Source organism: Paenibacillus sp. FSL K6-1096, assembly GCF_037977055.1.
Classification (GTDB): Bacteria; Bacillota; Bacilli; order Paenibacillales; family Paenibacillaceae; genus Paenibacillus_AQ.
On record NZ_CP150274.1, the window covers coordinates 6,649,286 to 6,664,984 of the forward strand.

Annotated in this window: 12 protein-coding genes; 8 read left to right on the plus strand and 4 right to left on the minus strand. The window is 55.1% G+C overall.

Features of this window, described 5'->3' with window-relative positions; all coding sequences use genetic code 11:
• Positions 1-117 precede the first annotated feature (117 nt).
• The 4 genes from MHI24_RS29145 (at position 118) to MHI24_RS29160 (ending at position 5,847) form a co-directional block, all read left to right on the plus strand.
• Positions 118-2,004 (plus strand): glucose PTS transporter subunit IIA, encoded by a 1,887-nt coding sequence (locus tag MHI24_RS29145; RefSeq protein WP_340023051.1) that lies wholly within the window; start codon positions 118-120, stop codon positions 2,002-2,004.
• On the plus strand, positions 2,001-3,764 hold the full coding sequence (gene ptsP / locus MHI24_RS29150) for a phosphoenolpyruvate--protein phosphotransferase (protein WP_340023052.1): 1,764 nt from the start codon (positions 2,001-2,003) through the stop codon (positions 3,762-3,764). The genes MHI24_RS29145 and ptsP overlap by 4 nt, the downstream gene beginning before the upstream one ends.
• A 156-nt stretch (positions 3,765-3,920) precedes the next feature.
• Entirely contained in the window at positions 3,921-4,445 is a 525-nt protein-coding gene (locus tag MHI24_RS29155; protein ID WP_340023053.1) for a sigma-70 family RNA polymerase sigma factor, read from the plus strand.
• A 1-nt stretch (position 4,446) separates the two neighbouring features.
• Positions 4,447-5,847, plus strand: a complete 1,401-nt coding sequence (locus tag MHI24_RS29160; RefSeq protein ID WP_340023054.1) for a DUF4179 domain-containing protein — start codon at positions 4,447-4,449, stop codon at positions 5,845-5,847.
• Positions 5,848-5,912: 65 nt separating this feature from the next.
• Here the strand turns inward: MHI24_RS29160 and MHI24_RS29165 are convergent, their stop codons facing one another.
• The gene (locus tag MHI24_RS29165; RefSeq protein ID WP_340023055.1) at positions 5,913-6,437 is read right to left on the minus strand and encodes a type 1 glutamine amidotransferase domain-containing protein; all 525 of its coding nucleotides are present in this window, start codon (positions 6,435-6,437) and stop codon (positions 5,913-5,915) included.
• Between the two features lie 184 nt (positions 6,438-6,621).
• On the opposite strand from MHI24_RS29165, the gene MHI24_RS29170 reads away from it, so the two are divergent.
• The 3 genes from MHI24_RS29170 (at position 6,622) to MHI24_RS29180 (ending at position 9,121) form a co-directional block, all read left to right on the plus strand.
• Complete coding sequence (locus MHI24_RS29170) at positions 6,622-7,107, plus strand: hypothetical protein (protein WP_340023056.1); 486 nt, start codon at positions 6,622-6,624, stop codon at positions 7,105-7,107.
• A 222-nt stretch (positions 7,108-7,329) separates the two neighbouring features.
• Complete coding sequence (ccpA, locus tag MHI24_RS29175; protein ID WP_238649723.1) at positions 7,330-8,340, plus strand: catabolite control protein A; 1,011 nt, start codon at positions 7,330-7,332, stop codon at positions 8,338-8,340.
• 85 nt (positions 8,341-8,425) lie between these two features.
• Entirely contained in the window at positions 8,426-9,121 is a 696-nt protein-coding gene (locus MHI24_RS29180) for a 5'-methylthioadenosine/adenosylhomocysteine nucleosidase (RefSeq protein WP_340023057.1), read from the plus strand.
• An 8-nt stretch (positions 9,122-9,129) separates the two neighbouring features.
• On the opposite strand, the gene MHI24_RS29185 is transcribed toward MHI24_RS29180, so the two are convergent.
• A complete protein-coding gene (locus tag MHI24_RS29185; RefSeq protein ID WP_340023058.1) occupies positions 9,130-9,762 on the minus strand; it encodes a GNAT family N-acetyltransferase in 633 nt (210 codons plus the stop codon).
• 174 nt (positions 9,763-9,936) lie between these two features.
• Here MHI24_RS29185 and acsA point away from each other — a divergent pair, with 174 nt between their 5' ends.
• Complete coding sequence (gene acsA / locus MHI24_RS29190) at positions 9,937-11,661, plus strand: acetate--CoA ligase (RefSeq protein ID WP_340023059.1); 1,725 nt, start codon at positions 9,937-9,939, stop codon at positions 11,659-11,661.
• A 68-nt stretch (positions 11,662-11,729) separates the two neighbouring features.
• On the opposite strand, the gene MHI24_RS29195 is transcribed toward acsA, so the two are convergent.
• On the minus strand, positions 11,730-14,753 hold the full coding sequence (locus tag MHI24_RS29195) for a transglycosylase domain-containing protein (protein ID WP_340023060.1): 3,024 nt from the start codon (positions 14,751-14,753) through the stop codon (positions 11,730-11,732).
• Positions 14,754-14,900: 147 nt separating this feature from the next.
• Complete coding sequence (gene rpsD, locus MHI24_RS29200; RefSeq protein WP_340023061.1) at positions 14,901-15,500, minus strand: 30S ribosomal protein S4; 600 nt, start codon at positions 15,498-15,500, stop codon at positions 14,901-14,903.
• Between the last annotated feature and the right edge of the window lie 199 nt (positions 15,501-15,699).

The following is a 15,699-nucleotide window of genomic DNA, read 5'->3' on the forward strand; positions in this document are numbered from 1 at the left end:
GGGTGCTGACGGTGCTGTCTTCTCTACACAATTCACCTTCGGCTTCCCGCCGGATTCTTTTGACAAAAACTGCTGCAGCGCGTACCATTCAATATAGAATGAAAGGAGAGGGTCGCCTTGAATTGGCTCGGATCTTTGCAGCAATTGGGCAGAGCCATTATGCTACCTACCATGGTGCTTCCGGCTGCAGCCATCCTGCTGAGTCTGGGCAGCCTGCCGTGGTCTGCATGGGGACTTTCTTCGGTATCCGAAGTGACGACGTACGCGGGGCAAGGAATATTCTATTTCATGCCTTATTTGTTTGCGGTCGGTGTGGCGTGGGGGTTGTCCAATCAAGCCGGACCGGCCGGACTGGCCGCGCTTGCGGGGATGTTCACTTATGACCGGATTGTGTCCAACATGGGAGACGGGGCTGTACAGCCTGCAACATTAATTGGGATTATCCTCGGCATTGTCGCCGGTGTAGCGCATAACCGCTTTAAGAATATCAAGCTGCCGGAGGCGATCCAGTTTTTTGGCGGATCGCGGTTTGTTCTGCTGTTCATGGGGTTATTCTCGGCGCTGTTCGCCTGGGTCATGCTCGGCGTGTCGCCGCTGCTGCAGGAGCTGCTGAACAAGCTTTTCAGTGCGGTGCAGATGACCGGCGGATACGGCGTATTTATCTATGGGGTCTTATACCGGGTGCTGACCGCCTTCGGTCTGCATCATATTCTGAATAATGTGTTCTGGTTCCAGCTGGGCTCCTTCACGACGCCGGACGGCAGTGCGGTCGTGCAGGGGGATTTGCCGCGTTTTTTTGCCGGTGACCCGACAGCGGGGATCTTCATGGCCGGGCTGTTCCCGGTGATGATGTTTGCCCTGCCGGCTATTGCGTTCGCCATTATCCAGGAAGCGCGCGAGGACCTGAAGCCTAAGATCAGAAAGACCTTCGTGCGTGCGGCGCTGGTCTGCTTCCTGACCGGAGTCTCGGAGCAGATTGAGTTCGCCTTCCTGTTCGCTTCGCCTTATCTGTTCGGCCTGCATGTGGTTATGTCCGGCCTGGCGATGGTGCTGACGTATTCGCTGGGGATTCATCACGGCTTCTCCTATTCTGCTGGCGCGATTGACTTCTTCCTCAATCTGCATCTGGCCCAGCGGGCCTGGCTGCTGATTCCGATCGGGATCGGCTACGGGATAGTCTACTATAATGTATTCCGCTGGGCGATCCGCCGCTTCCAGATTCCGACACCGGGCCGCGAAGAAGGCTCTGAGCTGGGCGACTGGGCGGGGAACATCCCGTATCAGGCACCGCTGATTCTGGAGGCACTGGGCGGCAAAGAGAACATCGTACAGGTTCAGGCCTGCATTACCCGGCTGCGGCTGACGGTCCACAATGACCGCTTCATCGATACCGTGGCCCTGAAGGGGCTGGGGTCGGCAGGCATCATCAAGCTGGGCGGCGGCAATGTGCAGGTTGTGTTCGGAACCTATTCAGAGCTGATCCGCGAAGAGATTGACAAGCTGATGCTGCGCGATCTGCCGCAGGTGCTGTTCAGTGCGCCGATCCAGGGGCGGATGATGCCGATTGAAGAGGTGCCGGATCATATTTTTGCCGCGAAGCTGGTGGGGGATGGTGTGGCCTTTGTCCCGGAGAAGGGAGAGCTGGTCTCGCCTGTCTTCGGCAAGGTGATGCACGTGTACCCTACGATGCACGCAGTGGGCATTGCTACGCCCGAAGGGCTGGAGGTGCTGATGCATATCGGGATCGATACTTCGCAGCTTAAAGGGCCGTTTGAGGCGCTTGTAGAAGAAGGGGACAGTGTGGAGCCGGGGCAGCTGCTGGTCCGCTTTGACCTGGCCTATCTGAAGGAGCACGCCGCCTCGCTGGCGACCCCGATGGTGATTACCAATCCGGACCGTGTCAAATCCTGGAGCTACGCTCCGTTCAAAAATGTGAAAAAGGGGCAGTCTTCAGTCATGTCCGTGGTACTACACGAAAGCAATGTTGGAGGGATCGAAGCATGATACAAGGCATAGGCGCTGCAGCAGGTGTTGCCATCGGGAAGGCCTTTGTCCTGCCGAACTGGGAATGGAGTCTGCCGGACACCCAGGTGAATCCGGTGGATCTGGCCAAAGAGTTTGAACGTCTATATGAAGGCATCCGTACCTCCAAGGATGAAATTGAGTTTATCAAAAAGGAATTCCGGGATGTCGTCGGACCGGAGGAATCCAGTATTTTCGACGCCCATCTGGCGATCCTGGATGATCCGGTATTCATGAGCGAAATCCGCGGCATTATCGAACGCCAGTACAAGGCGGCTGAGGTGGCGGTCAAGGAAGCGATCGACCACTTCGTGGCGATGTTCGATCTGCTGGACGATGAATATATGAAGGAGCGGGCGGTGGATATCAAGGATGTCGGCAACCGTCTGCTGAAGCATCTGCTGGGTGCGCCGGAGGTAACCCTGCCGTCCGATACCCAGCCTTACATTCTGGTGGCGAAGGAATTGTCTCCCTCCCAGCTGGCCCATCTCAATCCGGCCTATGTGCTGGGCATCGTGACGATGATGGGCGGCAAAACCTCGCATTCCTCCATCATGGCCCGGGCGCTCGGCATTCCGCTGGTTGCCGGGCTGGAGAACAAGCTTCCGGTTCCGATCCAGACGGGGGATATGCTGGTGCTGGACGGTGATACGGGTGCGATTATGATTCACCCCGATGAAGGAACATTGAAGGAATTCAACACCCGGCGGGCGATTCAGCTTAAGAAGCGGGAGCAGCTGGAGCTGCTGGCTACTGTCGAAGCTGTCACGAAGGATGGCGTCTGTCTGCGGCTGGCCTGTAATATCAGCTCGGTGAAGGAGCTGAATGTGGCGCTGAAATACGGCGCGGAAGGCGTGGGGCTGTTCCGTACAGAGTTCCTGTATATGGACCGCAGCTCCTTCCCTACAGAGGATGAGCAATTTGAGGTGTATAAGCTGGTTGCGGAGCAGGTGGGCAAGGATTCGGTAGTGATCCGTACGCTGGATATCGGCGGGGACAAGCATCTGGATTACTTCCAGCTGCCGGAGGAGCAGAATCCGTTCCTCGGGTACCGGGCCATCCGCATCAGTCTGGACCGTACGGATATGTTCAAGACCCAGATTACAGCGATTCTGCGGGCAAGCCATTACGGCCATGTGAAGCTGATGTTCCCGATGATCTCCTCGATCGAGGAGCTGCTTGAAGCCAAAGCGTTGCTAAATGAAGTGAAAAGCGAGCTGGACGCCCGGGGCGTTCCGTATGACCCGGACATCCAGGTTGGCATCATGATCGAGGTTCCGGCTGCGGTGATGATAGCCGATCTGCTGGCGGAGGAAGTGGACTTCTTCAGCATCGGCACGAATGATCTGGTGCAGTATGTCCTGGCTGTAGACCGGATGAATGAGCAGATTGCCCATATGTATCATCCCTATCATCCGGGAGTGCTGCGCATGATTCGCATGACGGTAGAGGCGGCGCAGCGTGCCGGTATCGATGTCAGTGTATGCGGCGAGATGGCTTCAGACGAGCGTTCCCTCCCGCTGTGGCTGGAGCTGGGCATCAGCGTGCTGAGCATGTCGCCGCAGGCGCTGCTGAAGGTGAAGCACCGCACGCTGAACACGCTGGCTTCCGAAGCGAGAGAGATTGCGAAGGTCTGCCTGCGGAGCCGTACCAGCAGCGAGACGGAGGAGCAGCTGAATGCTTTTGTGAAACGGAGCGTCACACTCGGTGCAGGCGGCGACGCCAGAGGAAGAACGTCATAGCCTTGTGAACTGATATAGTCTGAATATAGAGTCCGGCGCGGGGGAACTGACCCGGTATGCCGGGCTTTTTGCTGTAGCTTCCAAAAAAGTAAAACCGTTTCACGCTCCCGGCAGTCAGTATAGACAGAGGTCAAAAAAGGAGGGGGAGAAAAAGAGATGGAAAGTACCTGGGAAGGTGAGCGTGTGCGGGGGTTAAATGAACAGGAGCAGCTTTTTATCGGGCGGGTGCTCGATCAGAAGAAGATCCTCTATAGCATTGCATACAGTTATCTGCGGAGCGAGACAGAGGCGCTGGAGATGGTCCAGGAGGCTACATACAGAGCCTGGATCAAGCGCGGAAGTCTGAAGGACGGGCAGCGGTTTGCGCCATGGCTCACCAGAATTCTGATTAACTGCTGCAAGGATGAATTGAAGCGGCGCAAGCGGCTGCATGTCACCGCTCGGGTTCAGGAGGGCAGCGGGCTGCAGGAGATGACCAGTGACCGTAAGCTTGATATGGAACGGGCGCTGGAAGCGGTGAAGCCGAAGTACCGGCAGGTGCTGGTGCTGAAGTATTACCGGGATATGACGCTGACGGACATTGCAGAGGTGCTGGGCAAGCCGGAAGGCACGGTCAAGACCTGGCTGAACAAGGGACTCAAGCAGCTGCGGGACAAATTGAGAATTAAAGGGGTGCAATAACATGATGCGAACCGAAGAAGAACTGTTGAAGGAATATTACCACGATCTGTCAGCCGAAGCGGAGGAGGTCGCGGAACTGAAGCTGAACGCGGCGGTGCGCAAGGGAGTAACAAGCCGGCGTAGAGACTCCTTTTCGCTGAAGAACCGTTATACTCTGACCACAGCCGCCATCCTCGCGATCGTCCTGGTGTTCTCCATACCATGGGCGGGGGGAATGCTGGAAAAGCGTGAGGCCGTCCAGGGTGCAGCGGTGACCCGCTCGGCCGGGGAGTTTGATGCCTACCGCCAGCAGGCGGGCAGCAACATTACCGTATCTTCAGCGATTGAAGCCGGGCTAATCCAGCGCATCAGCGGGGTTACGGCTGAGCATGACGGGTATGTGCTGACCGTAGACGGAGTAGCAGCGGATCAGAAGGGGATCATTATCCTGTATTCAATGAAAAATAATACAAAAGCAAACACGAACTGGAACTTATTGACCCTTACGGAAAGCAGGCTGAGACCAGTGAGTACTTGGCGGGGAGAGGGAAGCGAAATTGCCCCCGGCCGAACCACCTATGGATATGAAGTCATGGAGTGGGAGAAGGATTACAGCTCTCTGCCGGATCAAGTTACGCTTGCGATGGAGCTTCATGAGTTTAGGGGCAATACCCTTTCTACCGATGATAGCCTGCAGGCTAAGCTGTCAGTAGCTATTCCGCTGGACCGTAACCACATGGCTAAGGTAGGCGAAACCATCCGTCTGGACAAAACGCTGGCTATAGGGGGGCAAGAAATCAATATCAAAGAAGCATATGTGGCTCCCTCCGGTATTTATCTGGACTATACCGTGAACCCGAAGAATTCGAAACAAATCTTCTCGCTGTATAACCCGCATGTCCTGGTGGGTAGCGGGGGCGAATATACGAATTTGAAACTACTGGGCATCAGCGAAGGGAAGGACAAGACCCGGCTGGTATTTGCAAATGACAGTGGCACGAAGGAATCCGTCCAGTTGAACATCGGCGGAGTGCTGGCCTTGGACAAGAATGCAACCCGTCTGGTTATTGACACAGATAAGCAGAAAGTAATTCAAGGACCGGGACCTAATCTGAAAATATCTACGCATACTACGGCTAAGGACGCTACACTGGTTTTGGAGTATCACCCGGAACAGGGAGCTCAAAAAATCTACAATTCAATAACCAATTCGTTGAAGCTGGACACCAAATTTACTGATGGAACAGGCAAGCTGCACGAATCTGCTACGAGTTTCGCCATCCCTCCATTAACAGAATCGATGCAAAAGGCTAACCTGTATTTCGTAGGCCTGGGCAGCAACAACTATCCCCAGCCGCTGACCTTCACCATAGAATCCTACCCTAACCTGATTAAAGAGAGACTATCTCTTCAGATCCGTTAATCCAATCATCAAAATAAGCCCTGACCCCGTCAGACGACTGGGGCAGGGCTTGTTATGCTTACAGCCTATTCTCCCGCCAGCGCATCGCAAAAGGCCTTGCCGTAAGGCGGCAGGTCCGGCGGACGGCGGGCGGAGATGATATGGCCATCCCTCACGACCGGCTCATCCTTCCAGATCGCCCCGGCATTCTCCATGTCATCACGGATGCCCGGAGTGGAGGTAACCGTTACGCCTTCCAGGATTTTGGCGGAGATTAACACCCACCCGGCGTGGCAGATCTGGCCGATCGGCTTCTTCGCCGCATGGAAATCCTGCACCAGCTTCAGTACTGCGCTGTACCGGCGGATTTTGTCGGGGGCCCAGCCGCCTGGAACCAGGATGCCGTCATAATCTGCGGCATTCAGCTCGTCCCAGCTATATTCAGCTGTGGCGGGTACGCCATATTTTCCAGTGTATGTCTTATCCTTCGTAAGGCCTGCCAAATGAACCTCGGCCCCTTCCTCACGCACGCGGTATACAGGATACCATAGCTCCAGATCCTCGAATTCATCGTCTACAAGCGCAATGACTTTTTTACCGGCCAGTCTCATTCATTACAGCTCCCTTCGGTGTTAGCATTCTCACATCTATGTCATTCTATCAAAAGTAAAACTTCAAGTCACATTAAGTGTGGAAATTAATAGGTGGTGTGCCAATTAAAACATGATATGCAAGCTTGCAGGGATTCCTGCGACATAAGTCGAATATAGTCTAGTAGAAAAGGCAGAACTATGCGTGCCAAAAGATCAATTTGAGGTGTGGGAGATGTATAAGGATAATTTGATGAAGCAGCCGTGCGGGTGCGGCGGGACCATGACCATACATATGCATACGCTGGTATACAGCGCAAAGATCAAAATAACCCATGTTCCTGTGTACACTTGCGGGCAGTGCGGCCGCTATGAGCCGTTGCCGGTGATTAAGCATGACCTCGGTCAGCTGATCCGGGAGCTTGGAGAGCAACCGTCCGGGCGGATGAAGCTGTCCTTTGCGGACCGCAACGAGTGGGCCAGTGTGCTGAAGGATACGTTAGCAAGAGGACACTTTACCGGCGGCTTGCCGGAGCTGGAGGAGTCGGTCCGCTCTGCGCTCCAGGGGCGGGTGGATCTGCTGCTGGATGTATACCGTACGGCGTCGGCTCTGTCTGACCCTAAGTGGATGGAGGATACCGAAGCACGGCTGTCCCAGTTGACGGCGCATTCGGCGAAAAGTGCCAAATAACCGGAGATTTTGACGTTCTGAATATTTTTTCTGCAAAAACAATGAAAAACTTTCAGTGAATGTTGGATTTTTCACGCGTTTTTTGATACGATAGTTATGAAAGAAATTTTGAAAGGATTTTTGAAAGGAAAATGAAGCGTTATCATTGCACAATCGTATAAAGTGTCGTATCATAATTTTAATTAGTCGAACGATAAAATTTATCGCAATGGAGAGAGTAATTTGACGGTAACCATTTACGATGTAGCTCGAGAAGCAGGCGTATCCATGGCTACGGTATCACGGGTTGTGAATAATAACCCCAATGTGAAACCGCAGACCCGGAAGAAGGTTTTTGAGGCAATTGAACGTTTGGGCTATCGTCCGAACGCGGTGGCGAGAGGGCTCGCCAGCAAGAAAACAACAACCGTCGGGGTTGTAATTCCTGATATCTCCAATTCGATTTTTGCGGAAATTGCCCGCGGGATTGAAGATATCGCCAACATGTACCACTATAATATTATTCTGTGTAATGCGGACAAGCGTAAGGAGAAAGAAATCCGGGTCATCAACACCCTGCTGGAGAAGCAGGTGGACGGGCTGCTGTTCATGGGCGGAACCGTTACGGAAGAGCATATCCAGGCCTTCCAGACCTCGGCAGTGCCTATTGTCCTCTGCGCAACCCGCGATGAGAAGGGCACGTATCCTTCCGTAGACATCGACCATGAGACAGCGGCATTCGATGCTGTGAACACGCTGATCCGTCACGGACACCGTGAGATCGCGATGATCAGCGGCACGCTGCAGGACCCGGCGAACGGGTATGCCCGGTTCCAGGGGTATAAGAAGGCGCTGGAGGCGGCAGGGATTGAGTATCAGGAGGATCTGGTCCGCATCGGCAATTACCGTTACGAATCCGGTGTCGAAGCGATGAAGTATTTCCTCGGGCTTAAGAAGAAGCCGACTGCAGTATTCGCTGCAACTGATGAGATGGCGATCGGCGCTATTCACAGCATTCAGGATGAAGGCCTCAGAGTGCCGGATGATTTCTCGATTATCAGTGTAGACAACATCCGCATGGCTTCCATGGTTCGTCCGCTGCTCACTACGGTGGCCCAACCGATGTATGACCTTGGTGCTGTAGCGATGAGACTGCTGACGAAGCTGATGAAGAAGGAGACGGTCGATAATCCGCGGGTCATTCTGCCGCATGAGACGATTCTTCGTCTGTCCGTCAATCATGTCAACAAATAAGCTTGTGATTAGCAGCATAAGAAGCTCCTTCGGGAGCTTTTTATGTTTGTCCCGAAGTACATAAGTGAAGGGGAAGATAAATACAATGAGCGGAATACTGGGCCTGATTGGGGCCATGGATGAGGAAATTAAGCTGCTGCTGCACTCCATGGAGGATAAACAGATGACGGTGAAGGCCGGGATTAGCTTTTATCAGGGGACGGTGTTCGGGAGAAGGGCTGTAGTCTGCAAATCTGGCGTCGGCAAGGTGAATGCTGCGGTAACGACACAGATTCTGCTGGACCACTTCGGAGCGGGACTGATCCTGTTCACAGGTGTGGCCGGAGCGCTGCATCCGGAGCTTGCGATCGGGGATATTGTCATTTCGTCCAAGTGTATCCAGCATGATATGGATGTGAGCGCTCTGGGATTTAGCCGGGGGATCATCCCGTATCAGGAGGTCTCTGTATTCGAGGCCGATCCTGTGCTGGTGAAGCTGGCGGAGCAGGCTTGCCGCGAGCTGGGCCAGAAGTCAGTGACCGGCATTGTGCTGTCAGGTGACCAGTTCATCGCCAGCAGATCGGCTGTAGCTGCCTTGCGGGAGGAGCTGGACGGGGCCTGTGCCGAGATGGAGGGGGCCGCAGTTGCCCAGGTCTGCTACATGAACGGCATCCCGTTTGTGATCGTCCGTTCGATGTCGGATAAGGCCGATGGCTCGGCTCATGTGAATTACACTGCCTTCACGGTCACCGCATCGCAGCGTTCCCATGCCATCCTGGAGCATATGATTAAGGCAATGTGACTTAGAGATTAATACATAAACCGCTGTCTGAAGCGCACCCGGTCGAAGGTCTCGCGCGAGGACAGCGGTACATCCCGGCCCATCCGCACCATCAGACAGTTGGCGGGGTGGGAGCAGATCTCCGGGTCATCCGTCGCATACCACACCATATCCACGGTCTTCATCAGCTTCTCCATCATCTGGCGGTACTCCCACACGGTAAGGCCGCTGCCCTTCAGGTCCCAGTGCCAGTAATACTCTGTTGTGAACACGATGCAATCCTCAAGCTGCCCTTCTTCAAAAGCGGTGGACACCAGCAGCTTCCCGAGTCCGCTCCCCCGGTACCCGTCAGCGACCTCAATAGCTCCCAGCTCTATCAGATCCTCCATTCCGCCCTGTGACCACAGCTCCAGCTCATCCGGATAATGAAAGGTGACATACCCGATGATCATATCTGAGGTGAACGCGGCAATAACCCGTCCTTCCGGCAAGCCGGAGATCTCAATTAAGGCTTCCTTCTGTTCCTGTGGTCTGCGGAAGGCATCCAGATCGGCGTGTATGTCCAGCTTCTGGAGACATTCGGGGGACAGGGGACCTTGGACAGTGATAAGCTGTCCGTTATGCTCAAGGCTATGGGAAACGGGGATTTTGCGGTGCTCCATGATCGGGCTCCCTCCGGTTCACTATAATATGGAATGTAACCGCTTCCTGTGATATACTGATTCCGACACGGAATATTCACAATTGGAACATTGACAGCAGCGCATAACTCTAGCGTATGGAATCAGATTCTTACCCTTAAAGCTTAAAGCAAACCAGTAGGGGAGGCAAGAGGAATGGGGCAAGTCCACAGTGAAATTTTGCCGGGCCGCGCTAAGCAGACGAATATGGCGGAGTATTCCCGGGCAGTTGAGGAATTCCGGTGGGAAGACATCGAGAGACGCTTCTCCTGGTATGAGACCGGCAAGGTGAATATGGCGCACGAGGCTGTAGACCGTCATGTGCAGGAGGGGCGGGGAGGAGCTACTGCGCTGATCTATAGTGATGCTGTGCGCGAGGAGCGCTACACGTTCGCTGACCTGCGGGAGCGCTCGAACAGGTTCGGCAATGTGCTGCGCAAGTACGGCATCGGCAAAGGCGACCGGGTATTCATCTTCATGCCGCGCACACCGGAGCTGTATATCAGTCTGCTGGGCATTCTGAAGACGGGGGCAGTGGCCGGGCCGCTGTTCGAGGCGTTCATGGAGACGGCGGTCAAGGACCGGCTGGAGGATAGCGGCGCGGTCGCACTGGTGACGACGCCGGAGCTGCTGCACCGGGTGAAGCGGGACCAGCTTCCCGGACTGCGCCATATTATACTGGTCGGCGGCTCAGCAGCAGGTGATCCCGGGCTGCTGGATTATGCAGCCGAAATGAATGAAGCCTCCGCTGAGCTGGAGCCGGAGTGGCTGGGTCTCGATGACGGTCTGATTATGCATTACACTTCCGGCTCAACCGGCAAGCCGAAGGGCATCTACCATGTGCAGAGAGCCATGATTCAGCATTATTATACCGGCCAGGTGGTTCTGGACCTGCGCCCGGACGATGTGTACTGGTGCACGGCTGACCCGGGCTGGGTGACCGGGACGTCTTACGGTATTTTTGCACCCTGGCTGAATGGGGTAGCCAATGTCATCCGGGGCGGCCGCTTCAGCCCTCATGACTGGTATAAGACGATTGAACGCTACGGGGTTACCGTATGGTATAGTGCCCCTACGGCCTTCCGGATGCTGATGGGGGCCGGCAGGGAGAGCCTGGAGGGCATTGATCTGAGCAGTCTCCGCCATGTGCTGTCTGTAGGGGAGCCGCTGAACCCGGAGGTCGTACGCTGGGGCGATAAAATCTATAATCAGCGGATTCATGATACCTGGTGGATGACCGAGACCGGCGCTCAGCTGATCTGCAATTATCCGGGGATGGACATCAAGCCCGGCTCGATGGGCCGCCCGCTGCCGGGAATCGAGGCTGCGATTCTCGATGACCGCGGTAATGTGCTGCCGCCTTATTCGATGGGCAACCTGGCGATCCGTACGCCCTGGCCGTCCATGATGGCGAAGGTGTGGAATAACCAGGCCAAGTATGACGAATACTTCCGCATTCCCGGCTGGTATATCTCGGGGGATTCCGCGTATATGGATGAGGACGGTTATTTCTGGTTCCAGGGGCGGATTGATGATGTGATCAATTCTTCGGGGGAACGGATCGGGCCGTTCGAGGTCGAGAGCAAGCTGGTGGAGCATCCGGCTGTTGCGGAGGCAGGGGTCATCGGCAAGCCTGATGTGATGCGCGGAGAGATTATCAAGGCCTTCATCTCGCTGCGCGACGGATATGCCCCTACAGCCGAGCTGAAGGAGGAGATCGCGGCCTTCGTTAAGGCAGGGCTGTCTGCCCACGCCGCCCCGCGGGAGATCGAGTTCAAGGATAAGCTGCCCAAGACCCGGTCCGGCAAAATCATGCGCCGCGTCCTGAAGGCCTGGGAGCTGCATCTTCCGGCAGGAGATTTATCGACGATTGAGGACTAATCCTGTATTCATAACATAGCTAAATTAGCCCGTTCCCTCTTCTGGGAACGGGCTAATTGCTGTGTTGCTTATCTACCGGTGTTAGTGCCGGTGTTGGTGTTGGTCCCGGCCGGTGTCCCGCTGGCGTTGCTGCCTTTGGTCCCGCCCGCATTACCGCCGGCGTTGTTGCCTTTACTGCCGCCGGCGTTACCGCTGGCGTTGCCGTTCACGTTGCCGGTGTTCCCGGCTCCGTTAGTTCCGCCCAGCGGCGTGGAGTCGTTCCCGCCGGGCGGCTGGACAATAATCATTCCCGGATCTTCAGTGTTCTCCGGGAGAATGCCGCCCTCCGGCGCAGGTGTGGTCTCCGGCGTCTGTTCCGGCTCCGGCGTAGGCTCCGGAGTAGGGTTGATGTCGCCGGCCACACTGCCGGAGGCTGCTTCATGCCCCGCTACGTCTACTGCTGCCACGTAGAAGGTGGCACCTGCGCTGGCCGGTGTTCCCGGCCGGAAGACGGTGCTCTCTCCGGCGGAGAGGACAGCCTGTTTCTGGAAGGACCCGCCGCCCAGCGAACGGTACAGCCGGTAGCCGACCACATCGGGCGAGCCGCTTGGGGTGAACGTAACCACAGCCTTGCCTGTACTGTAGGAGACCATCACCTCACCGGGAGGCGTCGGCGCTTTGCCGTCATCCACCCGCGGATCGACCTCGGTCGGGTAATCTGTCTTGGCGTCTGCCGGCATGTAGTAGGCCAGCGGCTCATGCGTCTTCATGGCGGGGAAGGCAGCCAGCAGCTCTTTGACCAGCTCCTGAATCGGCTTCTCCCGCTTGACTACGATTTTCTCTTTCAGGAAGTCTTCAGGAGTTCCCTCCAGAGGAATATAATTCACTCCGTTATAAGTGATATATTTGGCCTTGGAGATGCCGTCATCACTCTCAGTAGGGACATACTTGGCGTTGAACAGATCGGTGGTGTACTTATCTGTCAGCGCAGACGGCTTCTTGCCGCTGTATGCAGACACCGTCGCTTTGACAATGCCTTCCGGCTTGGCGAATTCCTTGGTTGTGAACAGCTCAGGGCGCTTATCGATTACGGTATTCATTACCTTGGTCCACAACGTCTGCGCCTGGCGTTTTTGCGTATCGCCCTGCAGCGTGTTGATCTGCTCCTTATAGCCGACCCACATGCCCAGCGTAACATCAGGAGTGTAGCCCATGAACCAGACATCCCCGTAGTTCTGGGTCGAGCCGGTTTTGCCGACAATCGGCACATCCTTGAAGTGCTTGTAGTTTCGCTTGACAGTGCTTGCGGTCCCGTCCGTGATAACCGTGCGCATCATATCGGTCATCAGATAAGCGGTCTGCTTAGAGAAGACCTGCTCGGGATTCACTTTATGCTGATAGACGATTTTGCCCTGGTAGTCAACAATCTTCTCGATCATATAGGCGTCATTGAAGGCGCCCTGATTGGCAATGGAGGAATAGGCATTGGTTAATTCTTCAACCGTAACCCCGTATCGCAGTCCCCCGATAACCCCGGTCTTGGCATTGTAATCATCATCCTGCAGAGTGGTGATGCCCAGCTTCTTGGTGAAGGCCCAGGCCTTCTCAATGCCAACCTTTTCATTAAAAAGCTTCAGGGCAGGCAGGTTCAGAGACTTGTTCAGCGCATAACGGGCAGTGACCAGACCCTGATAGCGGTTGTTGGCATTCTTGGGGATATGGTAGCCCTTGCCACCGTCCTTCATGACAATCGGCGCATCATCCAGAATGCCGGCGGGCTGAATCAATCCTGCGTCCAGCGCAGGCAGATAGGCTGCAATCGGCTTCATGGTGGAGCCGGGCTGACGGATCATCTGGGTAGCATAGTTCATCTGCTCAATATTGAAGTCGCGCCCTTCGATCATGCCGAGGATAGCTCCGGTCTTGTTGTCAATCAGCATCCCGGCCGTCTGCTCCACACCTCTGGCCTTGCTGTCCTTGGTGAAGTTGCTGCTGTCCTCGGAGATGCTGTGCATCGCACTGTACACTTTCTTGTCAATGGTCGTGTACACCCGGTAGCCGCCGGTCATCAGCTGCTGGCGGGCTTCCTCCAGACGCTGGGCCGAGTCGGTCGAGCTGCCTGCCGTGCCTGCCGTCTCTTCGTTAAGCTTCAGCAGAATCTCGGATGCCTTGCGTTCGGTCTCCATCATGAGATAAGGGAAGGTGGCATAGGCCTTCTTCGTATGCGGAGCCAGTGAGCTCTTGATATCGAAGTTCAGGGCTTCATTGTACTGGGAGGTAGTGATCTTATTCTCTTCCAGCATCCGCCGCAATACCAGCTTCTGGCGGTTAATGGCCCGCCCGAAGGCAGCCTCATTGAATTCGCCCAGGCCGTTGAACGCGGAATATTTGGAGGGGAGCTGCGGCAGGCCTGCCAGATAAGCCGCCTGGGCCACATTCAGCTTCTCCAGATCATCCAGGCCGAAGATACCCTTGGCGGCGGCCTTGATGCCGAATACATTATAGCCGTTGGAGCCGTTCCCGAAAGGAACCTTATTCAGATAGGCGGTCAGGATCTCCTGTTTGGACAGGAAGCGCTCCAGCCGCAGTGACAGCAGAATCTCCTTCACCTTGCGGTCTTCCGTGACATCGAGATTCAGGAACACGCGCCGGGCAAGCTGCTGGGTCAGGGTACTGCCCCCGGTCTGCACGGATTCGTTCAGCAGCTTCTGCTTAACGGCCCGCAGGGTGCCGCTGACATCTACACCCTTATGCTCATAGAAATCATTGTCCTCTATCGCGAGGACAGCATCAATCACAAGCTGCGGTATATCGTTGAATTCAATTAACCTGCGGTCTTCTTCAGTCCGGAGCTGTCCGATTGGCTGTCCGTCGCTGAAATAAGCAAAACCGGTAATGGCGTTGAGTCCCACCTGCTGCTGGATGAATTCCTCGGTGCGCACCGGATCGTCCTTCACAATGGAAGTGACATAGCCTGCAACGGCGCCGCCGGCAAACAGCAAGCCGAGTATACCGAGTATGAACATCCATTTCACAACTGAACCGAACCTGCGGAGCCAGGATCTGCGAGGTGGACGCTGTTTTGCGGTCTTCTTTTTATTCTCCTCAACCATCGACGATAATCCTCCTTTTAACGGAACTATTATAGCACAATTTGGCGATTTTGAATGCGCTTCGCCAAAGAGGATTTTAGTCAGGGCATAAGAAAAAGCTCCCGGAACAATCCGGGAGCTTGGAGCGATTCGGCGCAAGGCCAAATCTTAACGGTTGTAGAACTCGACGATCTGCTTCTCATCGATATCCTGGGACAGCTCAGCGCGTTCAGGCAAACGGATGTATTTGCCTTCGAACGATCCTTCTGCATATTCCAGGTAAGCTGGAAGGTGATTGCGGTTCTCCAGAGCTTCTTTGATCGAAGTCATGCTGCGGCTTCTTTCGCGAAGTCCGATAACGTCGCCCACGCTTACGCGGTAAGAAGCGATGTCAACCTTTTTGCCGTTAACGGTTACGTGGCCATGGGATACCAGCTGACGTGCGCCTGCACGGGAGTTGGCGAATCCAAGACGGTAAACCAGGTTGTCCAGGCGGCTCTCAAGCAGGAACATGAAGTTTTCGCCCGCGATACCTTGAAGCTTCTGTGCTTTGGTGAACAGCGTTTTGAACTGCTTTTCGCCAAGGCCGTACATGTGGCGCAGCTTCTGCTTCTCGAGCAGCTGCATTCCGTAGTTACTTACTTTTCTGCGTTGGTTAGCGCCGTGTTGTCCTGGTGGGAAAGGGCGCTTCAGGTCTTTGCCTGTACCGCTCAGGGAAATGCCCAGACGGCGGCTGAGTTTGAACTTAGGTCCGGTGTAACGTGCCATATTATAGTAGACTCCTTGTTAAGAAAATGTAGTGTAGGGCCTATTTGCGCCGCAATTCGTATCCGTGAAAGCTTGTAATGGTTTCACACTGCCGGGGGAGTTCAGCCGCTGCCCTGGCAGTAACGAAATGCGTAGAGGGTGACACAACGTTACGCCCAATGAAGACTTGTTACAGTCTTGTTCAACAATAAATATTATA